Below are 10,793 nucleotides of genomic sequence, written 5' to 3' on the forward strand. Positions count from 1 at the left end.
TTCCCATTCGTCCAAGAAAGCAGACCCTCTTCAAATACAACTCTCCCCAGGTAAAGAAAATTTTGTGTGTTTCTAAGGCCACTGCCACGATTACTTCAGAAAATATTATAGATAAAAGTAAGATATGCTGCATTTATCACGGCACGAACTTTAAAGACAAATCAACGTCTGCTCCTTTTCTTCTTCAGAAAAAATTGAAGCTGAAAGAAGGAACACAAATTATTGGGAATATCGCAAATCACATATGGCCTAAGGATTTAAAGACATTAATCTTTGTGGCCGATGAGCTTATTAACAAACAACAAATGAGCAATTTACATTTTATACAAATTGGGAAATTTACAGATCTTACTGCCCCTCTGCTTAAACTTATAAAAGAACACAAGCTCGGCGAGCATATTAGTTTTATGGGAAAATTTGAAAACGCTTCTAATTTTATCCCGCAATTCGATATTAGTCTAATGACTTCAGAAAGTGAGGGAATTCCGCAGTTTATATACGAATCCTTTTACCATAAAGTTCCGGTGGTAAGCACTAACGTAGGTGGTATTTCTGAAGTTATTGAACATGGAGTGAATGGCTTACTTGCGCCTGCTTTTGATGTTAAGAAGTTGGCCGCACATATCGTATCTTTGCTGAACAATCAGCAGGACCGGGAAAATTTTGTTCGTATTTCGCGACAAAAACTGGAAAGCAATTTTACTTCAGCAATAATGGCTGAAAAAACATATTCTGAATATAAAAAAGTGATACATGAAAGATGATTTTAAAACTGAATCCCAGGAGGCAATCAACGTACTAAAACGCGGCGGACTTATTCTCTATCCTACCGATACTGTTTGGGGGATTGGTTGTGATTCTACAAATCCTGATGCCGTGGACAAAGTTTTTGCCCTCAAGAAAAGAAGCGAGTCCAAATCGCTTATCTGTCTTGTTTCAGATTTTAAAATGTTGAACGAATATGTAGAAGATGTTCCTGAAGTGGCTTATGACATCCTGAAATATGCCGCGAAACCCACCACCATCATTTACGACGATCCAATTCGCGTGGCTGAAAACCTTATTGCCGAAGATAATACACTTGCCATACGCGTGACTAAGGACAAATTTTGTAAGGAATTGGTGAGAAGATTCCGTAGGCCTATCGTCTCCACTTCAGCAAATATTAGCGGAGAAAAAACTCCGGAATCCTTTTCTCAAATAGCTCCGGAAATTTTAAAAGGTGTGGACTATGTAGTAAATTTGCACCAGTCAAAAAAAAGCACCAAACCATCTGCAATTATTAAATTAAGCAACGATGGAAAAGTGAAGGTGGTGAGAAAGTAGGTTTTTTTGCCAGACGAGAGATGAAATTTTTTAGACCTGACAGGTTTTAAAAACCTGTCAGGTCTTCCCGATAAGCTTCAAGTCTGCCGACGAGGACTTGTCTAAAGAAATAATGTAAGTGGAAAACTACAAAAAAGCCTTAGATCATAAAATATTTAATGTAATCTCACTTGCTGCAGAAGAACTGAATGTAGAAAGCTACGTTATTGGAGGTTTTGTGCGCGATCACATTCTGCAGCGGGGCAACCCAAAGGATATTGATGTGGTGGCCGTGGGAAGCGGGATTGAACTTGCCAAAAAGGTTTCTGAGTTATTACCGCACAAACCAAAAGTACAGATCTTTAAAAATTACGGCACGGCGATGCTACGGGCTTTCGATATGGAAATCGAATTTGTGGGTGCCCGTAAAGAAAGTTATAGTGAAGACAGCAGGAATCCCGTTGTGGAAAATGGAACGCTGGAAGACGACCAGAACCGTAGGGATTTTACGATAAACGCACTTGCCTTAAGTCTGAATAAAGAAAATTTTGGGGAAATTCTGGATCCCTTTAACGGACTCGAGGATTTAGAATCCCAGATTATCAAGACTCCGTTAGATCCTGATGTTACGTATTCAGACGATCCTTTGCGCATGTTAAGAGCAATTCGTTTTGCCGCGCAGCTGGGCTTCAGGATTGAAAAAGAATCTCTTAAAGCAATTCGGGAAAATAAAGACCGGATCAAAATAATCTCCAGAGAGCGCATTGTAGACGAGCTGAATAAAATATTGCTTTCAGAAAAACCATCAGTTGGCTTTGCGCTACTTCATAAAACAAAACTTTTAAAACTAATTCTTCCTGAACTTACCGCTTTGGAAGGAATAGATGAAATTGAAGGGCAACGCCATAAAGATAATTTCTGGCACACCCTGGAAGTAGTAGACAACATTTCTGAAAGTACAAATGATCTCTGGCTAAGATGGGCTGCGCTTCTTCATGATATAGGGAAAGCACCAACAAAGAAGTTTCATAAGAAGATTGGATGGACCTTTCACGGACATGAGTTTGTGGGCGCGAAGATGGTTTTCAAGTTATTTAAACGCCTTAGAATGCCATTGAACGACAAGATGAAATTTGTTCAAAAAATGGTACTGATGAGTTCGCGACCTATTGCTATAGTAGATGATAACACCACAGATTCTGCTGTTCGCAGGCTCGTTTTTGATGCCGGTGACAATATTGAAGATTTGATGACGCTATGTGAAGCAGATATTACTACTAAAAATCCAAAGCGCTATGACCGGTATCACAACAACTTTAAAATAGTAAGGCAAAAAATTAAAGAAGTTGAAGAAAGAGACCATGTGCGCAATTTCCAGCCCCCGGTAAGCGGGGAAGAAATAATGGAAACTTTTGATCTTAAACCTTGCAGAGAAGTGGGAATGATAAAAGACGCGATAAAAGAAGCTATTCTTGAAGGAGAAATTCCCAACGAATATGATGCAGCGCACGATTTTATGCTGAAAAGAGGAAAAAAACTCGGGCTACAGCCGGTGAAGTAGGGAGTTCCGAGTTCGGAGTTTGGAGTAGCAAATCGAGCAGGAAAATTCAGCTGGAAGAATAGAAATTTTAAAAATCCCTGAACCAAATCCAAAATTCTGATAGCGAAGCAGTCTCAAATCTAATATCCACAAAAAGTGTATCGAAAATCAGCAAAAATAGCGCTTGTCCTTGTTTACCTGGTAATTATTGCCGGGGCCGTGGTAAGGATGACCGGCTCTGGAATGGGCTGTCCTGACTGGCCAAAATGCTTCGGATATTACATTCCTCCTACTGAAGAGGCCGAACTTTTGTTTCAGCCACAAAAAAAATATGAAAAGGGCCAGGTGATTATTGTTGATGAAACCTTGCAGGTCGCTGCTTCAGATTTTACTTCTTCTAAAGAATATAACGAAAAAAACTGGGAAACCTACAGCAAACATGACTATGCAATTTTTAACCCGGCACATACCTGGGTGGAATATATTAACAGGCTGTGCGGCGCACTTGCAGGATTTGCCGTTTTAATAATGGCATTTATATCCCTTAAAAAATGGAAAACCCATAAACGTATTCCGTTGCTGTCCTGGCTTACCGTTTTCCTTATGGGTTTTCAGGCATGGCTTGGCGCGACCGTCGTTTATTCTGTTCTTGCACCCGCCCGTATTACGGTACACATGGTGATGGCGCTGGTAATTGTAGCCATTCTCATCTATCTTATCTACTTTTCTTCAGAAAAAGCACGGGAACATTACAACAGGAAAAGTTTCCAGAACCTCCTTATTTTCGCCATAGTGCTTACACTTATCCAGGTGGTACTGGGCACCCAGGTACGGCAGTTTGTGGATGAGCAGTCTAAAGCATTAGGCCCAGGACTTGAAGAATTATGGCTTGCCAACCCAAACTTCACCTTTTATTTCCACCGCTCCTTTTCCATCCTGGTACTGCTTGTAAACCTCCTGCTCTGGTGGCAAAACAAGAAATTCGGCTTAAAATTTTCAAAAATTAACTGGCTACTTATTCTGCTTTTATTGGAAATTATTACAGGTATTGCCATGTTTAATTTGGACTTCCCGTTTCTTAGCCAGCCGTTGCATCTGGTGATCGCTTCGCTGTTCTTCGGGATCCAGTTTTATTTGTTAATGGAATGCGTGTATGCCCCTAAGAAGTACAAAAGTTTGTAACTTTGCCCCTTAAATTTAAAGCTATGGTTTATCGATTCAGAGTAATTCTAGATGCGGAAGAGGATGTGTTCAGAGATATAGAAATGCTTCAGGAAAGCACCCTGGAGGATCTTCATAACACCATAATTCAGTCTTTTGGATTTGACGGGACAGAAATGGCTTCCTTTTACGCCAGCGACGATAATTGGAACCAGGGAGAAGAATTCTCTCAGTTCGACATGGGTGGCGAAGTAAGGCTAATGAACGAAACCAGCCTGGACAGTGTTCTTTCAGAAGATAATACGAAGATGATCTATGTCTACGATTTTCTAAATATGTGGACTTTCCTGGTGGAACTTGCTGAAATTGCAGATCCCGAGGACAGTATTGATTATCCAAACCTTATGTTCGTGCATGGCCAAATTCCCAACGCCGCTCCCGAAAAGGAATTTATAGGGGAAAGTGAAGAAGGATCGGCAGAGTTTGATGACGACTTCGATATTGATGATTACGACAACCTTTCTTTTGACGAGAACTGGAATTAATCTGCATTGCTCACCGTATATTCTTTAACTCTTTACTTTCATTACTAAATGATAAACCTCTTTAATGCCCAAATTGAATCTTTATCTATTCACAGAGTAGGTAATAAAAGTAGAAATGAAGGTCTTTTTCTTTCTGCAAGTCCTTATAATCTTGAGGACGAAATTAAACCGCTTATTAAGGAATTTTTCCTGAAGCCCTTTCGCGAAAAGGAAGAAAATTACTATCAGTTTTCACATGAAACAGACCTAGAGTTCAACGAACTTTACAATCTGGCAAATGCAATTTTTGATAGTCCAGATCTGGCCCACGATGTTTCTAAGAAAATAACCACTTTACTTTTTGAGCAGTCTGCCCATCCGCATATTAAGAGTGGCGAAGTTTACGTAGTATATTTTGAGAATATGCAGCTGGATAACATCAAAATGCCGGCCATTGGAATATTTAAGTCTGAATTAAAGCATGATTTTCTTCAGTTTGAAGAAAAAGGAAGTGTTCTGGATATGATTGTTCAACAGGGAATTAACCTGAACAAACTCGACAAAGGAGCGCTTATTTTTAATACCGGCCGCGATGAAGGTTACAAAATCCTTTCAGTCGATTCCAACAGGTACGATACGAAATATTGGCTGGAAAACTTTTTGGGTGTAGATGTGCTCGCAGATGACAATTATCACACAAAAAATTACCTCAACTTCTGCAAAAACTTCGCTAAGGACGTGGTTCTTCCTGCGGAAGACAAAAAAGAAGAAGTCATGTTTATGAACCGGAGCATGGATTACTTTGCGAAAAATGACAAATTTGAAGAGTCAAATTTCCTGAATTCGGTAATTGACAATCCGCAGCTGGTACCTGAATTTCAGAATTATAAAACAGAGAAGGCGCCAAAATATAAAATTGAAGATCTTTCCGATTTTTCTATTGCAAATACCGCAGTTACCGCCGCGAGGAAGAAAATTAAGAGTGTTATTAACTTAGACACTAATATCCAGATAAAATTAGATTTCATAAACCCCGAATCTGCTGAAAAATTTGTAGAAAAAGGTTGGGATGAAGAAAAACAGATGTATTATTACCTGGTTTACTTCAATAAAGAGGAAAAAAGCTAAATTAAGTGGAGAGTGGAAAGTGAAAAGTTTTCTTTTCCTAAGCTATGCCTCGAAAATGGCAATTATCGACCTTATCTCAAGTACGAGGTAAGAAGTGAGAGGTACGGAATTTTTTTTCTGTGCTCTTTCCTCTCTTAAAAGCAAGTCCTGAAAATGGCAATTATCGACCTTATCTCAAGTGCGAGGTAAGAAGTGAGAGGTACGAAAGTTCTTTCCTCTTCCCTCTCTCCTCTTTCTAAACGATGTTCCAAAAATGGCAATTATCGACCTAATTTGAAGTATGAAGTACGAGGTGAGAAGTACGAAAAAATGAACTCTTCACTCTTCACTTTTTTAGAGGAAGTTCTTCAGCTTAACAACCGCTTCATATTTACATCTTCATAATTGCGTTTCACGAAATCCAGGGCAGTCCGTAGAATCTGGCCCATTGTGCTGGCACGCTTAAATTTGACATCATTGGTATATTTATAAAGATCCTGCCGCAGGTTTTTAACCTTGTCCCCGGTAGAAACATGATCGTTAATCATACATCTTATCAATTCTTTGTACCTGCTTTTGGTATTGATAATCCGCTTGGCAAGTAGTGAGCGTTCCTCTTTCCTGTATTGTTCTATAGAAGATTCCTGCAATTTTTCTGAAACTAACTTTACCATTTTAAAATTTTCCTTAAAAAACTGGGGCCGGTAAACCTTTAGATTTCCCTCGTAACATTGTTGGTCAAAATCTATTGCTCTAATCTGGTATTGCACATGGTCAAAATCGTGCGTAGGGATTACCACGTAATTATAAGAACGCATATCTCCCAAAAGCCGTACGGTACAGCGTTCATTAAACTTCACAAACTGCTTGGCGATTTGCGTTTGCTCCCTGTCACTACAGGTTGGCATGTGATCTTCAATAAAAACATCTCCGGGAATACCTGCAATATGCTCTTCAATTAAAGTTTCTTTATAAACCAGGAAATTAATCCTGTGTGGGGAAAGCAAGTGCTCGAATTCGAGACCGTAAACCCTTGAAGCATCTGCAGTTTTTACGTAGAAATAAGTAAAACTATCATTTAAAATATTCCGCACTTTTACGCGAAATGGTTTCGAATTTCCAAAAGTGCAATAATCTATCGCATCAATATTCAGAAATTCCAGGGAGTCATCACTACCGTCAGAATGCAGGATCGTATAGACTTTTTTAAGGCTCTCGTCAATTTCCAGGCGCTCATGGTCGGGATAGTAACAACGAACCCAAAATGTATCTTCTTCATGTTGATCGTAAACCACTATAGAACCAGAAAACCTCAGCAAATCTTCATAAAACACAGGGATCATTGTGTTGCGGTTGTATTTCGCCAAATATCTGTTAAAACGTTCATTTATTGGGAAAGAAGGCTTCTTCTTCGACATTAATTTCTGCTCCATATATCCATTGGTTTTACCCAAAAATACAGTTTCTAGTGAGAAACCTGTAACAAAACGCGATATTCGTAGTCCTATTTAAAACATTTCATCAATTGGAAACAATCCTAAGCATCACCAATCTTACTAAAAAATACGGTTCACTTACGGCTGTAGATAATTTGTCTTTCACCATTGAAAAAGGAAATGTCTACGGAATTTTAGGCCCTAATGGTAGCGGTAAATCCACAACTTTAGGAATGGTCCTTAATGTCGTAAATAAAACCAGCGGAGATTTTCTCTGGTTTGACGGAAAAGAATCTACGCATGAAGCTTTAAAAAAAGTAGGGGCAATAATAGAGCATCCCAACTTTTATCCATACATGACGGCGGCCCAAAATTTGGCCTTGGTTTGCAAAATTAAAAATATTCCGCCTGCAAAAATTGAGGAAAAACTGGAACTGGTAGGACTTTTAGATAGAAAAAACAGCAAGTTTAAAACCTATTCCCTGGGAATGAAGCAGCGTCTTGCAATCGCTTCTGCCCTGCTCAATGATCCTGAAATCCTTATTCTAGATGAACCCACAAACGGACTCGATCCCCAGGGAATTCATCAGATTCGGGAAATTATCAGGAAAATTGCCTCCATGGGTACAACCATCCTCCTCGCTTCGCATTTGCTGGATGAGGTTGAAAAAGTCTGTTCTCATGTGGTAATCATCCGGAATGGCGTGAAACTCTATACCGGCCCTGTAGACGGAATTAATGCCAGTCACGGCTTTTTTGAACTTAGAGCGAAAGATACAGCACGCCTTCAAGAATTGCTTGGAAACCATCCCGCGATTGGAAAAATCACGCTGAATGGTGATCTGGTAACAGCCATACTTGAAGAACCCATGGATGCTGAAGTAATTAACGAATATTTGTTTGAAAAAGGTCTCTCCTTATGTTACCTCGTAAAGAGAAAACAAAGCCTGGAAGAACAGTTCCTTCAATTAACTAACCAAACAAATAAAGCCTGATGTTACGATTATTAAACATAGAATTTCATAAACTAAAATACAGTCGTTCAGCAAAAATTTTAACGCTCACGTATTTTATCCTTATCACATTTATCGCTCTTTTCGCTTCCATAGAATTTAATTTTGGCAACATCCAGTTTAGAGTAGCAGACCAGGGAATTTTTAATTTTCCATATATCTGGCATTTTAACAGCTATATAGCAGCGATGCTTAAATTGTTCCTGGCAATTGTTATTGTTTCGATGATGTCCAACGAATACAGCAACAGGACGTTAAAACAAAACCTTATAGATGGCCTGAGCAAAAAAGAATTTGTACTCTCAAAATTCCTGACCGTGCTTGTTTTCTCGCTGGTTTCAACTTTATTCCTGTTCATCGTTTCTTTAATTCTGGGGCTTTCGTTTTCAGATTTTACCGAATTCTCCATAGTCTTCTCAGATTTGGAATATCTTTTGGGATACTTTGTAAAACTTACCGCATTTTTTGCTTTCTGTATGTTTTTGGGAATTTTGGTGAAACGCTCGGCATTTGCGCTGGGTTTCCTTTTTATCTGGTGGATCATAGAAAGTATTACCTACGGGGTTTTAAAGTGGAAAGTTTTTAAAGGTTCAGAAACTGCAGATCAGATTGCGCGCTTCTTTCCGCTGGAAAGCATGGCGAATATTATTAAGGAGCCGTTTTCTAGGCTAAACGCCTTCCAGGCCGCCGCAAATCAATTGGGATCTGAATTTGAAAAGGATTACGGCATCCATTGGTACCAGCTTTTAATAGTTATTGCCTGGACATTTATTTTTGTATATTTCTCCTACCGGCTGTTGAAAAAGCGGGATTTGTAATTGTGGGCTAATTTGATTTTCAGTTTTAATTTCAGTGCTCTTTAAATGCATTAACCATAAAAAGAAGAGCAATTTGAATTAAAAGATCGAATTGATTTTCAGGAGTTTGAATAGGCACGGGAATTGCTTAATTTCGCGTGGCTAAGAAAAGAATACATGAAATTCAAGATAGAATCAGATTATAAACCTACCGGTGACCAGCCGGAGGCAATAAAGCAGCTTGTAACAGGTCTTAACCGCAACGATCAGTACCAGACCTTACTTGGGGTTACGGGCTCGGGAAAAACTTTTTCTGTTGCAAATGTTATTGAAGAGGTACAAAAACCCACACTTGTTCTTGCCCACAACAAAACGCTTGCCGCACAATTATATTCAGAATTCAAGCATTTTTTCCCCGACAATGCAGTAGAATATTTTGTGAGCTACTACGATTATTATCAGCCGGAAGCTTTTATCCCTTCTTCGGGAACATATATTGAAAAGGATTTGTCTATTAATGAAGAAATCGAAAAGCTAAGGCTGAGTACCACTTCTTCCCTTTTAAGCGGCCGCCGGGATGTGCTGGTGGTGGCATCGGTTTCCTGCCTTTATGGTATTGGAAATCCAGTGGAATTTAAGAAAAACGTGGTGTCGATAGAACGGGACATGAATATTTCCCGAACCAAATTGCTGCACAAACTGGTGCAAAGTCTTTATTCCCGGACCGAAGCTGAGTTTTCTCATGGAAACTTCAGAATAAAAGGGGATACTGTAGATGTTTTCCCGAGTTACGCAGATAATGCCTTCAGAATTCACTTTTTTGGAGATGAAATTGAAGAAATTGAAGCCTTTGATCCGGGAACAAATGATGTTGTGGAAAAGTATGACCGGCTGAATATTTATCCGGCGAACATGTTTGTAACTTCACCAGATGTCCTACAGGGCGCAATACGCAACATTCAGGACGATTTGGTGAAGCAGGTAGATTACTTCAGGGATATTGGAAAACACCTGGAGGCAAAACGGCTTGATGAAAGGACAAATTTCGACCTGGAAATGATCCGTGAACTTGGCTATTGCTCCGGAATTGAGAATTATTCGCGATACCTTGACGGAAGAAAACCGGGTACGCGGCCTTTCTGTTTACTAGACTATTTCCCAGATGATTATTTGATGGTGGTGGACGAAAGCCATGTTACCATTCCGCAGGTACACGCGATGTACGGTGGTGACCGCTCCAGGAAGGAGACGCTGGTGGATTATGGCTTTAGACTTCCCGCGGCGATGGATAACCGACCTTTAAAATTTGAAGAATTTGAAGCCCTGCAAAATCAGGTGATCTATGTGAGCGCTACCCCGGCAGATTATGAACTTCAGAAAACCGAAGGAGTTTATGTGGAACAGGTAATTAGGCCCACCGGCTTGCTGGATCCGGTTATAGAAGTGCGACCCAGCCTTAACCAGATCGATGATTTAATTGAAGAAATTCATATTCGGGTAGAAAAAGATGAGCGGGTACTGGTTACCACTTTAACTAAAAGAATGGCTGAAGAACTAACCAAGTATTTGACCCGCATCGATATTCGCTGTAGATATATTCATTCTGATGTGGATACTCTGGAAAGGGTAGAAATTATGCAGGATTTAAGAAAAGGGATCTTCGATGTACTTATTGGGGTGAACCTTTTAAGGGAAGGACTCGATTTACCTGAGGTTTCCCTTGTTGCAATTATTGATGCCGACAAAGAAGGTTTCTTACGTAGTAACCGCTCCCTCACCCAAACCATAGGTCGTGCGGCACGGCACGTAGAAGGAAAAGCAATTCTGTATGCAGATAAAATTACCGACAGTATGCAGAAGACGATGGATGAAACCGAATATCGCCGCCAGAAACAAATTGACTATAACGA

At 39.7% G+C, this 10,793-nt stretch carries 10 protein-coding genes; 9 read left to right on the forward strand and 1 reads right to left on the reverse strand.

Features of this window, described 5'->3' with window-relative positions; all coding sequences use genetic code 11:
• From RM529_RS14510 to RM529_RS14535, 6 genes are all read left to right on the forward strand, one after another.
• A partial coding sequence (locus RM529_RS14510; protein ID WP_311485484.1) for a glycosyltransferase family 4 protein occupies nt 1-764 on the forward strand: 764 nt, incomplete at its 5' end.
• Nucleotides 754-1,326, forward strand: a complete 573-nt coding sequence (locus tag RM529_RS14515) for an L-threonylcarbamoyladenylate synthase (RefSeq protein ID WP_311485485.1) — start codon at nt 754-756, stop codon at nt 1,324-1,326. The genes RM529_RS14510 and RM529_RS14515, both read left to right, overlap by 11 nt.
• Nucleotides 1,327-1,444: 118 nt before the next feature.
• Nucleotides 1,445-2,866, forward strand: coding sequence for a CCA tRNA nucleotidyltransferase (locus RM529_RS14520; RefSeq protein ID WP_311485486.1), 1,422 nt, complete (start codon nt 1,445-1,447; stop codon nt 2,864-2,866).
• 135 nt (nt 2,867-3,001) lie between these two features.
• Complete coding sequence (locus RM529_RS14525) at nt 3,002-4,027, forward strand: COX15/CtaA family protein (RefSeq protein ID WP_311485487.1); 1,026 nt, start codon at nt 3,002-3,004, stop codon at nt 4,025-4,027.
• Between the two features lie 23 nt (nt 4,028-4,050).
• On the forward strand, nt 4,051-4,551 hold the full coding sequence (locus RM529_RS14530) for an IS1096 element passenger TnpR family protein (RefSeq protein WP_311485488.1): 501 nt from the start codon (nt 4,051-4,053) through the stop codon (nt 4,549-4,551).
• A gap of 48 nt (nt 4,552-4,599) precedes the next feature.
• A complete protein-coding gene (locus RM529_RS14535) occupies nt 4,600-5,658 on the forward strand; it encodes a nucleoid-associated protein (protein ID WP_311485489.1) in 1,059 nt (352 codons plus the stop codon).
• A gap of 347 nt (nt 5,659-6,005) precedes the next feature.
• Here RM529_RS14535 and RM529_RS14540 read toward each other — a convergent pair whose 3' ends face one another.
• Nucleotides 6,006-7,070, reverse strand: a complete 1,065-nt coding sequence (locus RM529_RS14540) for a hypothetical protein (protein ID WP_311485490.1) — start codon at nt 7,068-7,070, stop codon at nt 6,006-6,008.
• 92 nt (nt 7,071-7,162) lie between these two features.
• Here RM529_RS14540 and RM529_RS14545 point away from each other — a divergent pair, with 92 nt between their 5' ends.
• From RM529_RS14545 to uvrB, 3 genes are all read left to right on the forward strand, one after another.
• Nucleotides 7,163-8,068, forward strand: a complete 906-nt coding sequence (locus tag RM529_RS14545) for an ABC transporter ATP-binding protein (protein ID WP_311485491.1) — start codon at nt 7,163-7,165, stop codon at nt 8,066-8,068.
• Complete coding sequence (locus RM529_RS14550; protein ID WP_311485492.1) at nt 8,068-8,904, forward strand: ABC transporter permease; 837 nt, start codon at nt 8,068-8,070, stop codon at nt 8,902-8,904. The genes RM529_RS14545 and RM529_RS14550 overlap by 1 nt, the downstream gene beginning before the upstream one ends.
• Nucleotides 8,905-9,060: 156 nt before the next feature.
• On the forward strand, nt 9,061-10,793 hold a 1,733-nt coding region (gene uvrB / locus RM529_RS14555; protein ID WP_311485493.1), incomplete at its 3' end, for an excinuclease ABC subunit UvrB.

This window comes from Autumnicola edwardsiae (genome assembly GCF_031846505.1).
GTDB lineage: Bacteria > Bacteroidota > Bacteroidia > Flavobacteriales > Flavobacteriaceae > Autumnicola > Autumnicola edwardsiae.

Coding starts and splice junctions, on each gene's coding strand:
- RM529_RS14515 (WP_311485485.1), top strand. CDS start 754: ATGAAAGATGATTTTAAAACTGAATCCCAGGAGGCAATCAACGTACTA.
- RM529_RS14530 (WP_311485488.1), top strand. CDS start 4,051: ATGGTTTATCGATTCAGAGTAATTCTAGATGCGGAAGAGGATGTGTTC.
- RM529_RS14535 (WP_311485489.1), top strand. CDS start 4,600: ATGATAAACCTCTTTAATGCCCAAATTGAATCTTTATCTATTCACAGA.
- RM529_RS14540 (WP_311485490.1), bottom strand. CDS start 7,070: ATGGAGCAGAAATTAATGTCGAAGAAGAAGCCTTCTTTCCCAATAAAT.
- RM529_RS14550 (WP_311485492.1), top strand. CDS start 8,068: ATGTTACGATTATTAAACATAGAATTTCATAAACTAAAATACAGTCGT.